Origin of the sequence: Ruminococcus sp. D54t1_190329_F1 (assembly GCF_015551645.1) — a bacterium.
In the GTDB taxonomy this organism is placed as follows: Bacteria; Bacillota; Clostridia; order Lachnospirales; family Lachnospiraceae; genus Blautia_A; species Blautia_A faecis.
This window is the reverse complement of sequence record NZ_JADNDC010000027.1, coordinates 41,166-61,914: the sequence shown is the minus strand read 5'-3', so window position 1 is coordinate 61,914 and position 20,749 is coordinate 41,166. Positions and strand designations below refer to the sequence as shown.

The 20,749-nt window shown below is 39.0% G+C and carries 29 protein-coding genes and 2 pseudogenes; 26 read left to right on the top strand and 5 right to left on the bottom strand.

All coding sequences use genetic code 11. From position 1 onward, the window contains the following. The 10 genes and pseudogenes from I2D69_RS13340 to I2D69_RS13295 form a co-directional block, all read left to right on the top strand. Positions 1 to 378, top strand: a pseudogene (locus I2D69_RS13340) (DNA polymerase IV); the annotation flags it as partial. A gap of 238 nt (positions 379 to 616) precedes the next feature. Further along, a complete protein-coding gene (locus tag I2D69_RS13335; RefSeq protein ID WP_148463581.1) occupies positions 617 to 856 on the top strand; it encodes a hypothetical protein in 240 nt (79 codons plus the stop codon). A 259-nt stretch (positions 857 to 1,115) separates the two neighbouring features. Continuing rightward, a complete protein-coding gene (locus I2D69_RS13330) occupies positions 1,116 to 1,487 on the top strand; it encodes a hypothetical protein (protein WP_148463580.1) in 372 nt (123 codons plus the stop codon). A 276-nt stretch (positions 1,488 to 1,763) separates the two neighbouring features. After that, positions 1,764 to 1,928: a rubredoxin gene (gene rd, locus I2D69_RS13325; protein WP_148463579.1), complete on the top strand. Its 165-nt coding sequence runs from the start codon at positions 1,764 to 1,766 to the stop codon at positions 1,926 to 1,928. A gap of 76 nt (positions 1,929 to 2,004) precedes the next feature. Beyond that, a complete protein-coding gene (locus tag I2D69_RS13320) occupies positions 2,005 to 2,439 on the top strand; it encodes a hemerythrin family protein (protein ID WP_019161195.1) in 435 nt (144 codons plus the stop codon). Positions 2,440 to 2,667: 228 nt separating this feature from the next. After that, positions 2,668 to 2,946, top strand: coding sequence for a hypothetical protein (locus I2D69_RS13315; RefSeq protein ID WP_195380031.1), 279 nt, complete (start codon positions 2,668 to 2,670; stop codon positions 2,944 to 2,946). A gap of 179 nt (positions 2,947 to 3,125) precedes the next feature. Beyond that, complete coding sequence (locus tag I2D69_RS13310) at positions 3,126 to 3,338, top strand: DUF6219 family protein (protein ID WP_005421604.1); 213 nt, start codon at positions 3,126 to 3,128, stop codon at positions 3,336 to 3,338. Positions 3,339 to 3,341: 3 nt separating this feature from the next. Then, positions 3,342 to 3,797: a thioredoxin-dependent thiol peroxidase gene (gene bcp / locus I2D69_RS13305; protein ID WP_055060581.1), complete on the top strand. Its 456-nt coding sequence runs from the start codon at positions 3,342 to 3,344 to the stop codon at positions 3,795 to 3,797. Further along, complete coding sequence (gene yaaA / locus I2D69_RS13300; protein WP_148463576.1) at positions 3,797 to 4,543, top strand: peroxide stress protein YaaA; 747 nt, start codon at positions 3,797 to 3,799, stop codon at positions 4,541 to 4,543. Before bcp ends, yaaA begins: the two co-directional genes overlap by 1 nt. 75 nt (positions 4,544 to 4,618) lie before the next feature. Beyond that, positions 4,619 to 4,777 (top strand): rubredoxin, encoded by a 159-nt coding sequence (locus I2D69_RS13295; RefSeq protein ID WP_055055545.1) that lies wholly within the window; start codon positions 4,619 to 4,621, stop codon positions 4,775 to 4,777. 93 nt (positions 4,778 to 4,870) lie between these two features. Here the strand turns inward: I2D69_RS13295 and I2D69_RS13290 are convergent, their stop codons facing one another. From I2D69_RS13290 to I2D69_RS13280, 3 genes and pseudogenes are all read right to left on the bottom strand, one after another. Further along, entirely contained in the window at positions 4,871 to 5,026 is a 156-nt protein-coding gene (locus I2D69_RS13290; protein WP_173770323.1) for a hypothetical protein, read from the bottom strand. A 13-nt stretch (positions 5,027 to 5,039) separates the two neighbouring features. Beyond that, a pseudogene (locus tag I2D69_RS13285) lies at positions 5,040 to 5,429 on the bottom strand (transposase); the annotation flags it as partial. A gap of 103 nt (positions 5,430 to 5,532) precedes the next feature. Continuing rightward, positions 5,533 to 6,621 (bottom strand): histidinol-phosphate transaminase, encoded by a 1,089-nt coding sequence (locus tag I2D69_RS13280; protein WP_195380027.1) that lies wholly within the window; start codon positions 6,619 to 6,621, stop codon positions 5,533 to 5,535. Between the two features lie 243 nt (positions 6,622 to 6,864). Here I2D69_RS13280 and I2D69_RS13275 point away from each other — a divergent pair, with 243 nt between their 5' ends. The 7 genes from I2D69_RS13275 (at position 6,865) to I2D69_RS13245 (ending at position 11,832) form a co-directional block, all read left to right on the top strand. Then, on the top strand, positions 6,865 to 7,116 hold the full coding sequence (locus tag I2D69_RS13275) for a kinase (RefSeq protein ID WP_118583122.1): 252 nt from the start codon (positions 6,865 to 6,867) through the stop codon (positions 7,114 to 7,116). 13 nt (positions 7,117 to 7,129) lie between these two features. Then, entirely contained in the window at positions 7,130 to 7,690 is a 561-nt protein-coding gene (locus I2D69_RS13270; protein ID WP_173716727.1) for a GNAT family N-acetyltransferase, read from the top strand. A 45-nt stretch (positions 7,691 to 7,735) separates the two neighbouring features. Beyond that, positions 7,736 to 8,494 (top strand): TSUP family transporter, encoded by a 759-nt coding sequence (locus I2D69_RS13265; protein ID WP_118583172.1) that lies wholly within the window; start codon positions 7,736 to 7,738, stop codon positions 8,492 to 8,494. A gap of 167 nt (positions 8,495 to 8,661) precedes the next feature. Further along, on the top strand, positions 8,662 to 9,408 hold the full coding sequence (locus tag I2D69_RS13260; protein ID WP_173716729.1) for a 3-oxoacyl-ACP reductase family protein: 747 nt from the start codon (positions 8,662 to 8,664) through the stop codon (positions 9,406 to 9,408). A 92-nt stretch (positions 9,409 to 9,500) separates the two neighbouring features. Beyond that, complete coding sequence (gene trxA / locus I2D69_RS13255) at positions 9,501 to 9,806, top strand: thioredoxin (RefSeq protein WP_005421612.1); 306 nt, start codon at positions 9,501 to 9,503, stop codon at positions 9,804 to 9,806. Between the two features lie 12 nt (positions 9,807 to 9,818). After that, positions 9,819 to 10,139 carry a rhodanese-like domain-containing protein gene (locus I2D69_RS13250; protein ID WP_005421613.1) on the top strand — a complete coding sequence of 107 codons (321 nt, stop codon included), beginning with the start codon at positions 9,819 to 9,821 and terminating at the stop codon, positions 10,137 to 10,139. Between the two features lies 1 nt (position 10,140). Continuing rightward, positions 10,141 to 11,832: an FAD-dependent oxidoreductase gene (locus I2D69_RS13245; protein WP_195380026.1), complete on the top strand. Its 1,692-nt coding sequence runs from the start codon at positions 10,141 to 10,143 to the stop codon at positions 11,830 to 11,832. 120 nt (positions 11,833 to 11,952) lie between these two features. Here the strand turns inward: I2D69_RS13245 and I2D69_RS13240 are convergent, their stop codons facing one another. Continuing rightward, positions 11,953 to 12,687 (bottom strand): Crp/Fnr family transcriptional regulator, encoded by a 735-nt coding sequence (locus tag I2D69_RS13240; protein ID WP_334285474.1) that lies wholly within the window; start codon positions 12,685 to 12,687, stop codon positions 11,953 to 11,955. 115 nt (positions 12,688 to 12,802) lie between these two features. Between I2D69_RS13240 and I2D69_RS20215 the strand changes: the two genes are divergently transcribed. The 7 genes from I2D69_RS20215 to I2D69_RS13210 all read left to right on the top strand — a co-directional run bounded on the left by I2D69_RS20215 (position 12,803) and on the right by I2D69_RS13210 (position 16,973). Beyond that, positions 12,803 to 13,126, top strand: coding sequence for a thioredoxin family protein (locus tag I2D69_RS20215; RefSeq protein WP_005330449.1), 324 nt, complete (start codon positions 12,803 to 12,805; stop codon positions 13,124 to 13,126). Between the two features lie 15 nt (positions 13,127 to 13,141). After that, positions 13,142 to 14,065, top strand: a complete 924-nt coding sequence (gene trxB, locus I2D69_RS13235; protein ID WP_026648815.1) for a thioredoxin-disulfide reductase — start codon at positions 13,142 to 13,144, stop codon at positions 14,063 to 14,065. Between the two features lie 123 nt (positions 14,066 to 14,188). Then, positions 14,189 to 14,473 (top strand): hypothetical protein, encoded by a 285-nt coding sequence (locus I2D69_RS13230; protein WP_243243822.1) that lies wholly within the window; start codon positions 14,189 to 14,191, stop codon positions 14,471 to 14,473. Between the two features lie 402 nt (positions 14,474 to 14,875). Next, a complete protein-coding gene (locus I2D69_RS13225; RefSeq protein WP_021926957.1) occupies positions 14,876 to 15,271 on the top strand; it encodes a methylglyoxal synthase in 396 nt (131 codons plus the stop codon). Continuing rightward, positions 15,268 to 15,822, top strand: a complete 555-nt coding sequence (gene rsmD, locus I2D69_RS13220; protein WP_118583107.1) for a 16S rRNA (guanine(966)-N(2))-methyltransferase RsmD — start codon at positions 15,268 to 15,270, stop codon at positions 15,820 to 15,822. The genes I2D69_RS13225 and rsmD overlap by 4 nt, the downstream gene beginning before the upstream one ends. A gap of 9 nt (positions 15,823 to 15,831) precedes the next feature. Continuing rightward, positions 15,832 to 16,320, top strand: a complete 489-nt coding sequence (coaD, locus tag I2D69_RS13215; protein ID WP_118583104.1) for a pantetheine-phosphate adenylyltransferase — start codon at positions 15,832 to 15,834, stop codon at positions 16,318 to 16,320. Positions 16,321 to 16,337: 17 nt separating this feature from the next. Then, entirely contained in the window at positions 16,338 to 16,973 is a 636-nt protein-coding gene (locus tag I2D69_RS13210; protein WP_118583101.1) for an ATPase, read from the top strand. A gap of 87 nt (positions 16,974 to 17,060) precedes the next feature. On the opposite strand, the gene I2D69_RS13205 is transcribed toward I2D69_RS13210, so the two are convergent. After that, complete coding sequence (locus I2D69_RS13205; protein ID WP_173716735.1) at positions 17,061 to 17,981, bottom strand: nucleoside recognition domain-containing protein; 921 nt, start codon at positions 17,979 to 17,981, stop codon at positions 17,061 to 17,063. Positions 17,982 to 18,152: 171 nt separating this feature from the next. Between I2D69_RS13205 and I2D69_RS13200 the strand changes: the two genes are divergently transcribed. After that, on the top strand, positions 18,153 to 19,604 hold the full coding sequence (locus tag I2D69_RS13200; protein WP_195380025.1) for an aminoacyl-histidine dipeptidase: 1,452 nt from the start codon (positions 18,153 to 18,155) through the stop codon (positions 19,602 to 19,604). Between the two features lie 252 nt (positions 19,605 to 19,856). Continuing rightward, positions 19,857 to 20,690, top strand: coding sequence for a M23 family metallopeptidase (locus tag I2D69_RS13195; protein ID WP_243243821.1), 834 nt, complete (start codon positions 19,857 to 19,859; stop codon positions 20,688 to 20,690). Positions 20,691 to 20,749 lie beyond the last annotated feature (59 nt).

The window sequence follows — 20,749 nt, the reverse complement described above, 5'->3', positions numbered from 1 at the left end:
GAAATTACAGTTCGAGATAATGGATTGTATAGTTTTTCCAGACAGATACATTTACGACAGCCAACGAATATTACAAACGAGATTGTAACTGCAGCATTTCAGCTATTTAAAGATAATTACAAATTGGAACATCCCATTAGAAGCCTGGGAATCCGAGCTGCGGATCTTGTGTTAGATTATATTCCCGTGCAGTTGGATTTATTTGGAAATCAGGAGAAAAAGGAAAAGTTAGAGAAGCTGGATCGCACTGTAGATGAGATCAGACGACGGTTTGGTTATTTCAGTATACAGCGAGCGGCAATGTATCAGGATAAAGTCTTATCCCACTTAGACGCTGGTACGCACACGATCCATCCACACAGTTATTTTCATGGGTAATTGGAGGGATAGATTTGAAAAAGCATTAATCAGAAAACAGAAAGAAAGTTATCAGTGTATTTTGGATTATACGAAGGAGCATGGATATCCGCCGACAGTACGGGAATTTTGAAAAATAAGCGGAGTAAGATCAACATCATCTGCTTTTTCCAGAATCAAACAGTTGGAGTTAAATGGATATATCCGCAGAATTCCGGCATCGCCAAGAGCAATTGAGATTTTATAGTGAGGTGTCGGCATGAACAAAGTATATGTAAATGTAGTAGAAGAGTTTCGGAAAGACGGACAGCTGGTTCCCATATTTTTTACATGGGAGGATGGAAGAAAGTATAGCATTGACAGAATTTTGAAAATCGAGCGGTGCGCCAGCAGAAAGGCAGGCGGTGTAGGAATGATGTACACCTGTATGATACAGGGGCAGGAAAGCCACTTGTTTTACGAAGTGGATAAATGGTTTATGGAGAGAAAAACAGCATAAGGAGAGATTGGTATAGACGATATTATTTGGATTATTAATCGGCAGGGATAGTCACTTTCCCTTTATATTCCTGCAGGTTTTACATAAGAAGATGGATTTCGGTCAGCAAAGGCAGCTCCCACAATGCCTTTTGGATATCCGCTTCTGCAAGTTGTAGTAAGTAATTGCTTCCCATCAAAATCATGAGATCGTGGTACCGCAGGCAAAGGATAAAAGATTTAGACCGTCACTGGGCGTTGAGGAAGAGTAGGTGAGTAATATGAGATACGAAGATTCGATGAAAGATGTAGCTGATCAGATAATCAAAGAACAGCAGCGAGCCAGTAAAATTAAAAACAATCCAGAAGAGTTCCATTGGCATGACGAATATGCAACGTTGAATTTCTTTCGGTTTATCTGCAAAAATATCGGTAACTTGAGAAATGGAGAAATTGAAAAAATGGTCACACGTTTAAAGAACATAGATCAGAAAGCAGTGGAAAACCATGTGAATGGTGCTGTTTGGGCATTTGATTATGATAAGATGTTCTGTGTATTGATGGAAAATGAAATTTGCCGAAAGGTGTGTGAAAAGAATAAATATAACAATTGGATGAATCTGATTGGACAGTATTGTGTTTCAAGGACTTAAAGACGAAGAAAGTTGTTGGAGAGAAGTAATTTCCAGCAACTCTGTCTTTAATGAATAGAGTTCATTTTTTTATTCAACTATTCCCATAATATATACAATATGTAAATGTGCAATTCAAATATCAGTTTATGCTAAGTACAAAAATAATAATAATTACTATTATTGACAAAAGAATAATTATCATGTATAATACAGATATACAAGAAACAAAGTGTTAGAAAAATTGCTAGGAACTTGGTAACAAAAATAAATCGACATTGAAAAGGGAAAATGACTATGAAAAAATATGAATGTGAACCATGTGGCTATATTTATGATCCGGCAGTAGGCGATCCAGACGGAGGTATCGCTCCAGGAACTGCATTTGAGGATATTCCAGATGACTGGACATGCCCAATCTGCGGATTAGGAAAAGATGTTTTCGTTCCTGTAGAAGACTAAGCAGAAAATGCAGATACGAAACTGCCAGACATTAAAAGAGCCTAAGAGAACATATAAAAGAAATGGAGGTCAAATTATGACTTACGATTTAAACATTACCTTTGATGACAATTTAGTAACAGGAAATAAAACAATCGATACACAGCACAAAGAATTGATTGACCGTATTCAGAACTTTGTAATTGCCTGTCAAAATGGCGACAGCAAGGTAAAGGCGATCAAACTTCTGGATTATCTTAACGAGTATACTGACTTTCATTTTAAAGAAGAAGAAGCACTTCAGGAAAAAGCCGGTTATCCAGAGCGTGAAAAACATTATGAAAAACATGAAGAGTTTAAAAAGACAATTCAGGAACTGTATGAATACCTTCAGGAGTATGAAGGACCAACAGATCGGTTCAGTGAACTTGTACAGAAAAATGTAATCGACTGGCTGTTTGGACACATTAAAACATACGACCGCTCTGTGGCAAAATTTATCTTTATGAAACAAAATCCAGATCGATGCTAAAATAAACCAGGGAACGAGTTCACTCAGAATGTAGACAACGTGATGAAGTAAACTAGGGGCTGTCATAATGCAGCCCCTTTCCTGTTATAGCGATATTCTAGGTAATATATTGCGCTGGCATGACATATTATTTTACTACTACTATATGGGAAATTTGAATCCAGTCATAAAGAAGGCGAACCAGATGTAGTTGGAACTTTTTCTGTAAATCGGGATGAAAATATAACCGTGGTCGCAAATAGGGAAGATATTGAGGATAGAGAAGCGTTTGCAAGAAAACTTTTGCAGATGTACAAGGATGATTCTTTACATTCGACAAAATTCTCCACAGACAGAGGATATGCGACGAGCATTGATATGAACATCTATTTATGGAAAGAAGATATTGAAGACGGGGAATCGGTAATGACAGCCGAATATAGACCTGTAGAATACGGAAAGGACTATGATGTTGTCAATAATCCTGATAAATTTCAACTATATATAGATGGAAAAGAGATTAAATAGTAATCTCCTGAAAGCAAGCTTTTTGTCAATTATTTCAAAGAAAAATTAAAGGATAACAATACATAGTTTTGACAATGATATTTTGAAAAATTTTATAGAAATGCTCTATTATCAAATTGACATAGGAATATGGTAGCGTATAATTAGAATTGAATACACTGAAAAAATGGAGGAATTACATGAAAGCACATAAATATTGGTCAGTAGGAGCATTGATCACAATGCTTGGGACTTTTTACACTGGATATAAAAAGCAAAAATCAAGTCACAAATACTTTGCTTTAAGTTCTATGTTATGTATGGTAATGGCGATATATACAGGTCATAAAATGATTACCGGGAATAGGAAGAAAAAGGCGAATAAAGAGAAAGATACAGAAAGGGAGGGATAAATAATGTTGGAAGTAGGGGTTAAGGCACCGGATTTTGAGTTGCCAGATCAAAATGGGAAAATACATAGATTATCGGATTATACAGGAAAAAAAGTGATTTTATATTTCTATCCCAAGGATAATACAGCGGGATGCACGAAACAGGCATGTGGGTTTTCTGAGCGATACCCTCAGTTTACCGAAAAAGGAGCAGTTATTCTTGGAGTCAGTAAGGATTCTGTATCCTCTCATAAGAGATTTGAGGAAAAATATGGATTGGCATTTACACTTTTAGCAGATCCAGAGCGGAAAGTTATTGAAGCATATGATGTATGGAAAGAAAAGAAAAATTATGGAAAAGTCTCTATGGGAGTAGTAAGAACCACATATCTTATTGATGAACAGGGGATTATTATAAAGGCAAATGATAAAGTCAAGGCTGCAGATGATCCTGAAAATATGCTCAAGGAATTAGATTAATGAAGATAATATTATCCCCTGCTAAAAAGATGATTACAGATACTGACAGCATAGCGCCGGATGGATTGCCTGAATTTATTGAAAAGACGACAGAGATACAAAGTTGGTTGAAAAGTAAGTCAAAAGAAGAACTGAAGACTATCTGGAAATGTAATGACAAAATTACAGAACAGAACTTCAATAGATTGGAAAACATGGATCTTTATCATTTACTTACCCCAGCTGTCTTATCATATGAAGGAATTGCTTTTCAATATATGGCTCCATCCGTGTTTGAGGACAGTCAGTTCGAGTATGTACAAAAGCATTTGAGAATAATATCTGCATTTTATGGTGTGTTAAAACCAAGGGATGGTGTGACGCCTTATCGTTTGGAAATGCAGGCGAAGGTTGGAATAGGAGAAACAAAAAATCTATATGAGTACTGGGGAGATTTATTATACCGCTCAGTGATTGATAACAGCAGGATTATAATCAATCTGGCATCGAAAGAATACTCTAAGTGCATAGAAAAATATCTGACACGACAGGATAGATACATTACGATTACATTTTGTGAGTTATCAGGAGATAAACTGGTGACAAAAGGTACATATGCTAAGATGGCCCGTGGTGAAATGGTTAGGTTCATGGCTGAAAACAGAATTGAAAATCCTGAGGATATTAAGAAATTTGATAGACTAGGCTATTCATTCCGCTCTGATTTATCATCAGATGCAGAATATGTTTTTGAACGGAAAAAATGATGATTGAATTATTATTTTAAATAAAAGGTAATCAGTAATATTGATTATTATAATAATAGAAGGAGGAACAAACTAATGAAATATGTATGTGACGTTTGCGGATGGGAATATGATGAAGAGAAAGGTTATCCTGAAGGTGGTATTGCACCAGGAACAAAGTGGGAGGACGTTCCAGAAGATTTTGAATGCCCATTATGTAATGTTGGAAAAGATCAGTTTTCAGAAGTTGAATAAAATTCTGATTATTTAAATACGGATAGATAAACAAAAACCCTGGTGCGTGTGAGCAACAGGGTTTCAGACTGTAGACAAACTTGGTGTTGGGTGTTATGCCCAGCACCATTTTTCTTTTAAAACTTCTTTTCTTTTTATTTTCTTCAAAATCAACAAAAATCTGGCTGTGTTCCAACCTCGTTTTTCCAGGATCTTTGCCAGTTTTTTCAGATTCATGCATGCAAAGGTAAGCCCGGCTTTCATTTCCATCCGCGCTTTTTTCCAGAATCTTTGAAAAGATATGCTCAAAAAGGTCTGTATCTTTGAAACGGCGGGTATAATTCTTTCCAAATGTAGAGAAATGAGGTACTGGATCTAACATGTCTAGTCCGAGAAACCAACGGTATGCAACGTTTACCTCGATCTCTTTCATGGTCTGACGCATGCTTTTTATCCCATAGAGATACTGAATGAATGGTATCTTTATCAGCATGACGGGATCCATACTGGGACGGCCGTTATCCGGACAGTATTTTTCTTCAACCAGATCATAAATAAAATTCCAATTGATTGCTTTATCAATCAATCGCAGCATATGGTTTTGAGGTACCATGTCATCCATGGAAAACATCATCATTTGTTCTCTGTTTTTATCTGCATTTTTCGTCATCATAAAAAACACCGCCCTTCTGATATTTATTATATCAGAAAAGCGGTTCCAACAATAGCAAAACCCTGCAAAAGCAGGGCTTTGTCTACAGTCTGAAGCAGCTGGATTACAGCTGCTTCAGTACGTTTAAGAGTTTTGTATTATCGTCGGGCATCATGATGCAGAAGCGGACAAATTCGCCGTCCAGGCACTGGAAGGAAGAACAGTCGCGGATCATCAGGCCTTTTTTGATGCAGGCCTCAAAGACATCGGCGGAAGTCAGACCGTCCCGGCGGATTTTTAATAAGATGAAATTGGCATAGGCAGGATAAACTTTAAAAGTAGGGATATTTTGAAGTTCCTGCTCCATGCGGTCACGCTCATCGAGGATCAGATCACGCGTTTCCTGAATGTAGTCGTGGTCACGGAGCATCAGCTCTCCGGCAAAGGCACCAAGACTGTTCAGTGACCATGGCGTCTGTTTTTCTCGCATTTTGGAAAGAAATTCCATATTTCCGGTAATTCCGTAACCGAGACGCATGCCCGGTGCAGCATAAAATTTAGAAACACCACGCAGTACCATAAGATTGGTAAATTCTCTGGTCAGAGGAATTGCAGTTATTTCTTCGACATCCGGTGCGAACTCTACGTAAGTTTCATCGATCATGACAAAAATATCTTTATCTGCACAGAATGCGATCAGTTTGCGGAGATCTTCCTGCATGATCGCAGAGGAAGTCGGATTATTCGGATTGCAGAGAATCAGGAAATCATAACCGTTTTCCAGAGTTTTGCACAGATCCTCTACATCGAGAGTGAAATTTCGTTCTTCTCGCAGATGATAATATTCCTGTGTGCTTCCGGAGAAAGAAAGTTCTCTGGAATATTCGGAATATGTCGGTCCGAGAATCAGGGTGTGTTTCGGCGCACGTTCCTGAATCAGAAGTGAGATCAGTTCACTGGAACCATTTCCCGGTAAAATAAATTCAGCGGGAATCCTGCAGTATTCTGAGATCGTATTTCTGAGAGATACATAATCTCTGTCCGGATAAGAAGAAAAAAGATCGACATTTTCTGCAATTTCTTTTTTTACAGAGGCGGAGAGGCCAAGAGGATTGACATTTGCCCCGAATTTAACGATATCTTCTTTATTTAAATGATAGTAGTCACATATTTTTTCTATGTCACTTCCATGAAAAACCATTTTTGTAGTCATAAGGTTACACTCCTCATTTTTTCGCTATTTACTATAATAAATCATCGAAGCGTTTTTTACAATAGACAACCGCCGAAGATGTGTTATACTAGAAAAACAGGTGTTGCTGTGAACACAGGCAGTATTCCGCGAGGTGTTTTGGAATGGATTTTGACCAAGTTGCTGTGAACGGAGTGAACAGTAACAAACAGGTGTTGTTGTGAACAGCAATAACTAATAAATATGCAAGACGGGGGAATGAATATGAGATTGCAGACAGTACAGGATGCATTGAATCAAAAAAATATCAGGTTTGAATATACCGAAGAAGACGGATGCGGAAGTCTGGATTTTATGTTCCGCGGACTGAAATTCCATGTGTGGGAATATCACGATGGAGTCTGGGGTGCAGAGACAAATATCTATGAGGCAGGCAGAAGTGAGGATATTGAGGGCGATTATGAAGAAAAGATTGCCGGAGAAATTCTGTCATGGCCGGATATGATCAATAATTAAGCAGGAGAGAAAAATGAAACTTGTAAACATTGCCGATGAAGGCGCAAAATATAAATGGCAGCTTTATGATCTGTATGATAAAGCATTTCCGGAACAGGAGAAAAAGCCCCTGCAGGTAATGGAAAACCTGGTAGCAGATGGAAAGATGGAGATGCTTGCAATGGTTGACGAAGATGAATTCGTAGGACTGGCAATCAATCTGATCGATGCGGAGCAGGATAGGGCGCTTCTGGATTATTATGCAATTGTACCGGAGAAAAGAAATTACGGATATGGAAGCAGGGGACTGGAGGCATTACTTAAAAAGTTCAAAAATCATAAATATATTTTTGAAATAGAAACACAGGATGAAAAAGCAGAAAATGCTGAAGAACGCAAAAAAAGAAAGGCTTTTTATCTTCGGAACGGACTTCAGGAGACGGGATTGTTTGTAAATGTGTATGATACAGATTTTGAAATCCTTACACCGGACGGTGAGCTGACTTTCTGGGAATATGTAGATTTTCTGCGAGAAGTAATGTATGAAGAATACGTACAGATTCTTCGCCCGACATTGATTGCGATGAAAAAATAATAAAAATACAAAAGGAAATTGAGGACAGGGAACGTGGGAGAAAATGTGGTTTTAGTTTATCTGGTAGTATGTTTTTTTGTATTTCTGGCAGGATTTGTGGATTCGATTGCCGGAGGAGGCGGACTGATCTCACTTCCGGCATATATGATTGCGGGACTGCCGGTACATACTGCAATTGCAACAAATAAAATGAGCAGCTCCATGGGAACTTTCGTGGCATCTTTTCACTACATGAAAAAAGGCTTTATGAAATGGAAAATCTGTATTCCGGCAGTTTTTGGTGCAATTGCCGGATCCTGGATAGGATCTCATCTGGCTCTTCTGATTTCGGAGAAAGCTTTAAAGATCGCCATGCTGGTTGTGCTTCCGGTCATTTTGTTTTATGTACTGAGAAGCAAAGCACTGAAAGGAAAAGACGAAAATGCAACAGAAGTAATCAATGGAATGCTGATTTTTAAAAGTATTCTGATCGCAGCTGTAGTTGGTATTTATGATGGGATTTACGGACCGGGAACAGGAACATTTCTGATGCTTTTATTTACCGGTTTCTGTCATATGACATTAAACGATGCAGCAGGTGCCACAAAGGCAATCAATCTGACAACCAATATCACAGCACTTGTCGTATTTCTGATCAATGGCAAAGTGCTTTTGCCACTGGGAATTGCAGCAGGAGTTTGTAACATGGCAGGGAATTATCTTGGAAGTCATAGCTTTACTTCAAACGGTCACAAGATCGTAAAACCGGTTATGATTGTGGTGATCGTGATCTTCTTCATTAAAGTATTAACAGAACTGATTTGAAACACACAAAAGGGGACTTATTTCACATCCCCCTTTGTCTACAGTCTGAAACCCTGGTGCGTGTGAGCAACAGGGTTTTTTATTGCGATAGTTTGTGATGATATCACAGAAAATGATTTACCTTTTGCTTATAATGTACCTACAAACAAAGTAAGGAGGTAGTCTAAATGAGATTAAAAGATAAAGTTGCAATCATTACGGGTGGAAGCCGTGGTATAGGATTTGCTACATCTGATAAATTCTTGAAGGAAGGTGCTTCAGTTGTGTTGGCAGCAAGTTCACAGGAATCGGCAGATGTTGCTGTAGATAAATTAAAAGAAAAATATCCCAATGCAATAGTTGCTGGAATTAGTCCAAATCTGGCAAGCATGGAGTCTGTCAGAAAGGCTTTTAAAGAGGCAACTGAAAAATATGGATGTGTCGACATATTGGTAAATAATGCAGGGATTTCAGAAAACACCTCATTTATGGATTATACAGAGGAGACTTTTGATAAAGTCATGGATCTAAATGTAAAAGGAGTATTTAATACTACTCGTGTAGCAGCAGAATGTATGGTGGCAAGAGGCAAGGGGGTCATTCTCTCAACTTCTTCCATGGTGAGTATTTCGGGACAGCCAAGTGGGTTTGCTTATCCGGCATCGAAGTTTGCAGTAAACGGATTGACTGTATCATTAGCAAGAGAACTAGGACCTAAAGGTATTCGTGTTAATGCTGTTGCACCTGGGATTACAGAAACTGATATGATGAAGGCCGTGCCAAAGGAAGTTATCGAACCTATGATTGAAAGAATTCCATTGCGTCGTCTTGGACAGCCAGAAGATATTGCCAATGCGTTTGTGTTTCTTGCTTCAGATGAGGCGAGTTACATTACAGGTGTTATATTAAGTGTAGATGGTATGGCAAGAAGTTAAGTTAATGAGGTATGGTGATGTAATCACGGATAATAAATGAAATTAAGACTATAATAAATCTACAAAAAGAAAAAGATAAGGAGGACTGTAAAATGTCTGCTATTAATATCAATAAAAATAATTTTCAGAACGAAGTACTGAATTCCGATAAACCCGTTCTTTTAGATTTTTGGGCATCTTGGTGTGCGCCTTGCCGCATGGTAGTACCCATTGTAGAGGAGATTGCAAGTGAGCGTAGAGATATTAAAGTTGGAAAGATTAATGTAGATGAAGAGCCTGAACTGGCAAATAAGTTCAGTATTATGAGCATTCCGACTTTAGTGGTTATGAAGAATGGGAAGATTGTACAGCAAGTTTCAGGGGCGAGACCTAAGAATGCGATTTTAGAAATGCTTTAGGGAGGTGTGCTAATGGGATTTTTTGATCTCTTTAAACAGTCGAATATTAATCAAGGCATAGAAGAATATAAAAGGACTGATGATGCAGTTCTGCTGGATGTACGTACACCGCAGGAATATCAGGAAGGACATATACCAGAAAGTAAAAATGTGCCGTTGCAGCAACTTGACAATATTGCTTCTGTAGCGAAGAATAAGGATATCCCACTGTTTGTATACTGTTATTCCGGTTCACGAAGCCGCCAGGCAACTGGGATACTGCAACGAATGGGATATTCTAAAGTAAATAATATCGGTGGCATTGCAGCTTACTCAGGAAAGGTGGAAAAATAAGATGAAGGTAATAATTGTAGGAGGTGTAGCCGGAGGAGCTACAGCCGCAGCAAGAATACGCAGACTGAATGAACATGCTGAAATTACTGTGTTTGAAAGATCCGGATACATATCCTATGCAAATTGTGGACTTCCATATTATATTGGAGACGTGATCACAGACCCGGAAGAACTTACACTACAGACACCAGAGAGTTTTTTTAAACGCTTCCGTATTAACATGAAAATTCATCATGAAGTTATCTCCATACATCCGGAACGTAAAAAGGTTTCAGTGAAAAATTTAGAGAATGGTGAGATATTTGAAGAAAAATATGATAAGCTGATCCTCTCTCCAGGTGCAAAGCCAACACAGCCGAGACTTCCCGGAGTAGGTATTGATAAACTTTTTACACTTCGTACTGTAGAAGACACTTTTCGGATAAAGGAATATATAAATAAGAATCATCCAAAATCGGCTGTATTGGCAGGTGGCGGTTTTATTGGTCTGGAACTGGCAGAAAATTTGAGGGAGCTTGGCATGGATGTTACGATTGTCCAGCGGCCTAAGCAGCTGATGAACCCTTTTGACCCGGATATGGCATCCATGATCCATAATGAAATGAGAAAGCATGGGATAAAACTGGTACTGGGCTATACAGTAGAAGGATTTAAAGAAAAAGACAACGGAGTGGAGGTCCTGTTGAAAGATAATCCATCCCTTCAGGCTGATATGGTAGTTCTGGCAATCGGAGTCACACCAGACACAGTATTAGCAAAAGAAGCCGGTCTGGAACTTGGCATCAAGGAAAGTATTATAGTGAATGACAGAATGGAAACCTCTGTACCGGATATTTATGCTGCAGGTGATGCAGTTCAGGTAAAACATTATGTTACGGGTAATGATGCGCTGATTTCTTTGGCAGGACCAGCCAATAAACAGGGCAGAATCATCGCTGATAATATTTGTGGCGGTGATAGTCGTTACCTGGGCAGTCAGGGAAGCTCCGTTATAAAAGTGTTTGATATGACAGCAGCCACTACAGGTATCAATGAAACCAATGCCAAAAAGTCAGGATTAGAGGTAGATACAGTAATTCTTTCTCCTATGAGTCATGCCGGTTACTATCCTGGTGGAAAAGTGATGACCATGAAGGTGGTTTTTGAAAAAGAGACCTATCGTTTGCTTGGTGCTCAGATTATTGGATATGAAGGAGTTGATAAACGTATTGATGTGCTGGCAACAGCAATCCATGCAGGGCTGAAGGCAACCCAGCTGAAGGATTTGGATCTCGCATATGCACCGCCTTATTCCTCTGCCAAGGATCCTGTAAATATGGCAGGATTCATGATAGACAATATAGCAAAAGGTACCTTAAAACAATGGCATCTGGAAGATATGGATAAGATTTCTAGAGATAAAAGTGTTGTGTTGCTGGATGTGAGAACTGTAGGTGAATTTAACAGGGGGCATATGAATGGATTCAAAAACATTCCTGTAGATGAACTAAGGGAACGTATCAATGAAATTGAGAAGGGAAAGCCTGTTTACCTGATATGCCAGAGTGGGCTGCGAAGTTATATTGCCAGTCGTATTCTGGAAGGAAATGGATATGAAACATACAACTTCTCCGGCGGATTCCGCTTCTATGATGCAGTTGTCAATGACCGTGCGCTGATTGAAAAGGCATATGCATGTGGTATGGATTATTAAAAATAATCATAATATTTTTATAATTTTCTCGTAATATAAAAAGATCCCCCATTTATTAGAATGACTTTCATAATTCTGATAAATGGAGGATTCTTCTTTATATGTTACAGAAAAACAATTTTATGACCTTTGGAGTGTTTCCAGTCTTTTTGGATCAAGGATTGTGATTTTGCCGCGGGAGAGTTTGACGAGACCCTCGCCTTGAAAGTATCGAAGCATTCGAGTGATAACTTCCCTGTGGGAACCAAGATGATTAGCAATCGTCTCATGAGTGATTTTCAGCTCGTTTGTTCCTTCGATAGAGGTCTCTTCTAAAAGAAATGAAGCAACACGCTTATCCAAACTCTTCCACATGATTTGTTCAATCAGCCACATGACATCAGAAAAACGGGTGGCTATTAACTCATTGGTATAGTTTGCGACGGGAGCAGATTCCTTCATAATGCCCTTATAGATTTCAGCAGGGATGATCCAAAGATCAGTATCTTTTTCTGCTTCAATGGTTACTTCAAATTGAATGGAGCGTATGATACATGAGGCGGATAAAAGACACATATCCATATCGAACAGACGGTAAAGTGTAATCTCTCGTCCTTCATCTGAAAGTATGTAGGTTCGAAGCTGCCCGGATTTAACCAGTAATAATCCAGTGCAATCCAGGTTTCCATTGTGAATGATTGTCCCTTTTTTTACATACTGTGTGATTAAATTGTCTGAAATTATTTTTTTCTGTGTTGTATTTAAGTCATTCCATAGTGGAAAACAATTTTCGAAGTTCATAACCGTTATCTCCTTTACGAATATAGTATACTTGCTTTTTTTAGATGCGTCAATTATGTAACTGGCATATGCCACAAATAGAAATAAAAAGAAGTGTAATAAAGTAAATTATCTTTTCTGTGATATCATCACAGAAGCAAGATCTTTTATGCGATATATTAAGTTCAAACAGGAGAAGGAGTTGAAAAATATGACATCAATAAATATAAATAAAGAAAAGTTTGGACAATTAATTCATAAAGAAAAACCGGTTTTGGTTGATTTCTGGGCACCTTGGTGTGGTTATTGCCGTAGAATTGGAGCGGCTTATGAAAAAATAAGTGAAGAATACAGCGATATTCTTATTGCTGGAAAAGTAAATATTGATGAAGAACCACAGATTGCAGAAGCTGAAAAGATTGAGATAATTCCTACGCTGGTTTTATATCGAGATGGAAAGGCAATAGATTCTATTGTTGCACCTGAATCAAAAATAATGATAGAGAATTTTATTAATGAAGCATTGGAAAAATAAAAGGAGGACTGCTGTATGAATGAAAATCATGTTTACGATATGATTATCGTGGGGGGAGGACCTGGAGGGTATACTTCAGCATTATACGCAGCCAGAGCAGGATTTGATACAATTGTTTTAGAAAAATTATCTGCAGGTGGTCAGATGTCATTGACCTGGCAGATTGATAACTATCCTGGTTTTGAAAATGGAATTGACGGATTTTCATTGGCAGAGAAAATGCAAAAACAGGCGGAAAAATTTGGCGCTAAAAGTGAATATGCTGAAGTTTTTAATATGGATTTAACAGGAAAGCTTAAGAGAGTAGAAACTAGTTCGGGAATTTATATTGGGAAAACAGTAGTGATTGCTACTGGAGCAAATCCAAGAGAACTTGGTCTCGCTAAAGAAAAAGAATTGATAGGTCATGGGGTTGCTTATTGTGCCTCCTGTGATGGTATGTTTTATAAAGATAAGATCGTGGTGGTTGTTGGTGGTGGAAATTCTGCTGTATCAGATGCTGCTCTTTTAAGTCGAATTGCTAAGAAAGTCATCATTGTTCATCGTAGAGATACATTACGTGCAACGAAAATCTACCATGACCAGCTGATGAAAACTGAAAATATAGAGTTTCGATGGAATAATACAGTAAATGAACTGATTTATGGAGAACGATTGACTGGTGTGCGGTTGAAAGATACAGTTACAGGAGAAGAAAACATTATAGAATGTGACGGCCTGTTTGTGAGTATAGGAAGAAAACCGACAACAGATTTTTTAGATAATCAGATAGAACTGGATAATAAAGGATATATTGTGGCAGGTGAAAACACTGAAACGAGTATTCCGGGTGTTTATGCTGTAGGAGATGTCAGAACAAAGTTACTTCGTCAGATAGTAACAGCAGTGGCAGATGGTGCTATGGCAGTACATATGGCAGAAGAGTATATGGAGAAATAATAATCAGAATTTGAATAGTGAACTTTTTATACTGAAATATGTACGATTTCAATAATGACATGAACTTATGGGAACGTATTGCGGATACTTTGTGAACTTTATCCTGATACAATGATTATGCTGATGAAAGAAGACATTCAGAATGGAATTACACTAGAAATACTTATGACAAAAAAACATAAGAAAACACCGGAAGAAAAAGCAGCTGTTGCAAAACAAAAGAAACAACAGATGAGAGCAAAACTGAAAAAAGAAACAAGAGATAATCTGGCTAAAGAAGAGATCTTGCAAGATGACCGATTTTTCTTTATTGCCGGTTATACCTCCGGAGGTGCACCGTATGGTATCACCTTGGAGGAAATGGGTCTGAAACCTTGGGATGATTTGGAGGAAAATAAAATGGTGTAAACAAACAAAAATCAGCTGTGAAGATTATTGAAAACTATTGAAAACAATACGCTTCTCATATAAATATGCAAAAAAAAGTGGGTTGTTATATTTTTTTACATATAAAAAGAAATTGTGAAATTTTTATCTTTAAATGTGCGAAAATTATGAAAATTGTGCGTATTCATATACTTATACAGAAGAATTTTCATGTAATAAGGCTAAAAAATGAAGCGTAGCGGTAGAATACGGAGCTGATTTGCACAATAAAATATAAAAAAACCAAATAAATCAATACGTCATTTAAAAACAAATTCTTAACAAATAATGAATTTTGTATATATTCAAACGTTTTTGTTGCACTTCTTTTGTCAATTTGCTATAATTGGTACAATAAACAGAAAGAAATGGGAGAGGTGAACTATGAATTTAGGTATCATTGCACATAATAGTAAAAAAGTTCTCATTGAAGATTTCTGTATCGCTTATAAGAACATCCTGGCCAAGCATGAAGTATATGCTACCGGCACTACAGGAAGAAGAATTGAGGAAGCCACCGGTCTTCATGTCCATAAGTTTTTACCGGGCAGTATCGGAGGCGATAAGCAGTTCATGGAAATGGTAGAGCGGCAGGATCTGGATATGGTAATACTTTTCTATAATCCTGTTATGATAGATCCAAAGGAGCCAGACATCACAGCTATTGTAAAGCGCTGTGACCAGTATAATATTCCGGTGGCGACCAATATCGCTACTGCAGAACTTCTTATTCTTGGACTGGCCCGTGGTGATCTGGATTGGAGACTGAATCTGAAATGAGAGTCATCGCAGGAAAAGCAAGACGACTGAACCTTAAGACTGTGCCGGGTATGGACACACGCCCGACCACAGACCGCATCAAAGAAACTCTTTTTAATATTCTTCAGCCTGAACTTCTGGATTGTCACTTCCTTGATCTGTTCAGCGGAAGCGGTGCAATCGGCATTGAGGCATTAAGCCGCGGAGCAGCTCGGGCTGTTTTTGTTGAAAAAAATCCCAAGGCATGCACATGCATAAGAGAAAATCTGACATTTACAAAACTTGCAGATAGTGGTACACTGCTGAATATGGACGTGATGCAGGCCCTTCGTTCCTTAGAAGGAAAGGGCGTTTTTGACTGCATATTTATGGATCCCCCATATAACCATGAACTGGAGCGTCAGGTTCTGGAATACCTTCAGGACAGCAGTATTCTGGATGAGAATACACTGATCATCGTGGAAGCTGACCTTACTACAGATTTCGGTTATGTGGAAGATCTTGGCTACAGACAGCTGCGTTCCAAAGAATACAAAACTAACAAGCATATCTTTTTATGCCGGGGAAAGTGAGAAAAATACATGGTAATAGCTGTTTATCCAGGAAGTTTTGATCCGGCCACTTATGGTCATCTGGACATAATCAAGCGTGCAAGCGTATCTTTCGACAAAGTAATCGTAGGAGTTTTGCATAATTCTGCAAAAAGTCCGTTGTTTTCTGTTGAAGAACGTGTTAATATACTAGAAAAGGCAACAAAAGACATGGAGAATGTAGAAATCAAGGCATTCAAGGGTCTTTCTGTGAACTTTGCCAGAGAGAATCATGCACAGGTGATCGTGCGCGGGCTTCGTGCAGTTACCGATTTTGAATTTGAACTGCAGATGGCACAGACAAACCGGGTGCTTGCTCCGGATATTGACACCGTGTTTCTGACGACAAGCCTGGAATATGCATATCTTAGCTCTACTATTATGAAAGAAGTAGCAGGCTATGATGGCGACCTGAGCAAATTTGCTCCGCCGGAAATTACCGAAGCTGTTAAGAAAAAGATGCACGATTTGAAGAAATAGAATAAGGAGAGTTTACTATGAGCAGCAGAATTGAACAGATCATTGAAGAAATCGAAGAATATGTAGACAGTTGTAAATATCAGCCACTTTCTACAACTAAGATTGTAGTGAATAAAGAAGAAATCGAAGAGCTTCTTCGTGAACTTCGGCTTAAGACTCCAGACGAGATCAAACGTTATCAGAAGATCATCAGCAATAAGGATGCCATCCTTGAGGATGCACAGACAAAGGCAGATGCACTGATCGCAGATGCACAGAATAAAGCTCAGGAGCTTGTTACCCAGCATGAGATCATGCAGAAAGCATATGCGCAGGCAAACGAGACTATCAATGCAGCGAATCGTCAGGCTCAGGAGATTCTGGATTCCGCTACACAGGATGCTAACAGCATTCGTCTCAGCGCGATCACATACACAGATGACATGATGGCAAACATCGGTTCCGTACTTACCCAGACTCTTGAGGATGCTGGCGGCAAATATAAAGGATTCATCGATGCTCTTCAGGCATGCATGGATGTTGTAAACCATAATCGTCAGGAGCTTGCGCCACAGACTGCTCAGGCAGCTGCAATGTCCGGCTCTTATCAGCCGGCTGATACAGAGGCTTCCAAGGAAGATGAAGCTCTTCTGGACGAGATTGGCGATAACTAATTTTGCTGCGCGAAATATAGCAGACTTTATCTGATTGTGATTCACTAACACTATTCTATAAATGTTTTATGTGAGCAGGGATCATGTTTATAAGAATATAAGTATGAGAGCAGCAGTAACTGCTGCATTCATACATTTGGCAGAAGCGTACGGATGAAGGGAGAGTTCCTTTCCAAGTACGCTTTTTGTTTGCGCCATAATACAGAATCCTCCGAATGCACTCATACACAGTGCAAGAAGTACACGAAGGGAATAAGAAAACCCGGACAGCAGGAGCCCATGGAGACCAGTGGTAACTTCTATCAGTCCGAGAAGAATATATTTTCCCTGTGCCGGAAGATACCAGAAATGACTTATGGCAGCGGACAGTATAGAGAACATAAGAATGTAACCACCCAGTTTTGCCATAGTTTCAAAACTATTCATAATGACAAAATCCAGAAGCCCGGCAGAAGTATATTCCTGCTCAGATGTTTTTGGCGTACAAAAGGAAAGCAGTGAGTTTTTTCTATAGAATGTAAAGCGAAAAAAACACATGCAGATCATGTCTGATAGAAGCAGAATCCTCACAAGAAAACCAATATGTAATTTTCCCTCCAGACAGATATGTCCCACATAAGTAATAAGAAAGGCCGGACTTGGATTATTGCAGAAAGTTAACAAATATTCAGCCTCCTGCCGGCTGATTTTTCCAGCATAATACAAATCTGCGGTTAATTTTGCCCCCATAGGGTAACCGGTGAGAAGTCCCAGAAGAAATACATAGGCACCTCCTGGAGAAAGCCCAAAAACGACCTTGAAAAAAGGAGCAGTTGGTTGTAAAATTTTTGTAATCCAATCTGTGTGCACCAGAATTCCTGTAAGGATCATAAACGGAAGAAGGGTAGGCAGTAAGGTCTCCAACCACAGTTTCAGTCCGTTTCTTGCCGCAGCAAGAGCTTCGGCCGGGTAACACAGAAGGAAGAGTAAAAGCAGGATAACAGAAAGCAGGATTATTTTTTTCTTCATTTTGACCTCGTTATTAAAATAAAAGCCCAACATGTGAAGTTATAGTCAGGTTGTGTTCAGCAGCCTGAAGTATGTTTAAAAAATCATTATATAAAATTTATATTCTGTTTCTGTCTCAAAATGCCGAAAAGATAAATACAAACCATATATAAAATTTTGGAGGTAACCCATATGGCAATTTTAGAAAACTTCGAACCCAAAAATGTGTTTCACTATTTTGAGGAAATCTGTGGTATTCCACATGGTTCAGGAAATACAAAACAAATCAGTGATTATCTGGTGAATTTTGCAAAGGAACATGATTTGAAATATGTTCAGGATGACATGAATAATGTTGTGATTTATAAACCTGCAACACCTGGCTACGAAAACGCGCCCACAGTCATCCTTCAGGGACATATGGATATGGTTTGTGCGAAATGCCCGGAAATCGAACATGATTTTACAAAGGATGGACTAAAGCTGGTTGTGAAAGATGGCTTTTTATCAGCCGAGGGCACCACTCTTGGCGGAGATGACGGAATTGCAGTGGCTTATGGCCTTGCGCTTTTAGACAGTACAGATTTGCCGCATCCGGCTTTGGAGGTTGTTTTCACAGTTGATGAAGAGACGGGGCTTCTGGGCGCTGACGGATTCGATTGCAGCCTTTTGAAGGGAAGAAGAATGATCAATCTGGATTCTGAAAAAGAGGGCTGTCTGTGGGTAAGCTGTGCCGGTGGTGTTGCTGGAAATTCTTATCTGCCAGTCCGGCGTGTGGACGCTTCCGGCAGAAAAGTTAACGTAAAAGTCTGTGGACTTGTGGGCGGCCATTCCGGAGCTGAAATACACAAAAACCGCGCAAGTGCCAATATTCTTATGGGACAGTTCCTTTATGAACTTTCCCATGTCTGTGGCTATGCATTAAAAGAATTAGAAGGTGGTCAGCAGGACAACGTTATAACAAAAGAATGCGAAGCGGTTCTTCTTGTGCTTCCGGAAGAAATTTCTCAGATCACTTCCCTTGCAAAGAAAATGCAGAAGGATTTCCGGGCAGAATACACTGGTACAGATGATACTATTACAATTCAGATAACAGAAGAAGGGGATATGGATGCACAGGTTCTTCATCCCACCAGCCAGGAAAAAGTGCTTTTTTATCTGATGAACATGCCATTTGGTGTTAAGAAAATGAGTGGTACCATAGAAAATCTGGTGGAAACCTCCTGCAATCCCGGAATTCTGAAGCTGTATGGGGATGAACTGTTTGTACAGACCAGTATCCGAAGCTCTGTAGGAACTGCCAAAGAGGCTCTTTCCCATAAAATCCAATATCTGACAGAATTTCTGGGAGGTGAATATGAGACTGAGGGGGCTTATCCTGCATGGGAGTATCGTAAAGCTTCTCCTCTTCGTGACAAGATGGTAGAAATTTATAAAAACATATACGGTAAAGACCTGGACGTAGTTGCCATTCATGCCGGCCTGGAATGTGGTATTTTTTATGAGCGAATGGAAAACCTTGACTGCACCTCTCTTGGACCGGATATTCTGGACATCCACACCAGCAAAGAACGCCTTGATATGGCTTCTGTGAAACGAGTTTGGGAATATCTGACAGAAGTATTGAAAAATTTGAAAGACTGATAATTACATGTATATTTAAAAGCCTGTTTTTCATAAAGCTTTTGGCATACCCCCATTAAATAGTAACTGTGGCTGCCATAGCCTTTGATCATTCGAATCAGCTGTATTTGGAAAAATATTTCCCATGCAGCTGATTTTTTGTTCTAATTTTTCTGATTTTCCATATATTATCTGAGGGTGAAAAAATCGTTACTATTTGCTGGTAACAAAAAATCATCCATCTTTTCCCATATATTAAAGAGAGGAAATGTCATGAAAAGAAAGACCGGGAAACATTTACTCCTTCTTCTTTTTCTTTTGCCGCTGCTTATCTTGCTTCAGAATTTTATTCAGCAAAGAAGCCGGGCCTCCCTGTTAAAACCGGACATCTGTTTTACAGAAAGCTTCCGGGAACAGGCTTTGTCGTCTGCGCTATATGCAGAGTTAGAAGAAAGAGTACATTCGGATGGAGAATTTGCCGATCTTCTTACAACAACTATGCTGAATGGAAAATTTTTTCCAAAATATCTTTCCGGGAACAGGGAAGCATATCTCCGCTTCAAGCCCAAAGCCTATTATGACCTGAGAAGCTGTTATCTGGCTGTCTGGAAAGACCTGGAGAATTTTCCCATTCCGATCAGAAACGATAGAGAAATATGGAAAGAGATTTTTTATGAAAACACCTTTGGTGCTGCCCGAAGCTATGGTGGAAGCCGGACGCACGAAGGCTGCGATCTCTTTGGCAGGGTTTCTCAATCCGGATTTTATCCTGTAATTTCCATGACCGCTGGCAGAATAGAAAAAATCGGATGGCTTCCTCTTGGCGGATACCGGATCGGAATCCGTTCTCCTCATGGAGGGTATTTTTATTATGCCCATCTTGCATCCTATGAGAAATATTTTCAGACAGGTGAAGCAGTGGAAGCGGGGCAGATCCTTGGATTCATGGGAGATACCGGATACGGAGAAGAAGGAATGTCTGGAAAATTTCCGGTTCATCTTCATCTGGGAATCTACATAAATCCACAGGGAAAAGGGGAGATGAGTGTGAACCCTTACTATGTCTTACAGGCAATGGAGAAAAAAGTAAAAAAATACACTTATTGATAACAAATTTTTTGAAATATATGCTATAATGATTAAACATATGGGCAGACACACTTAAA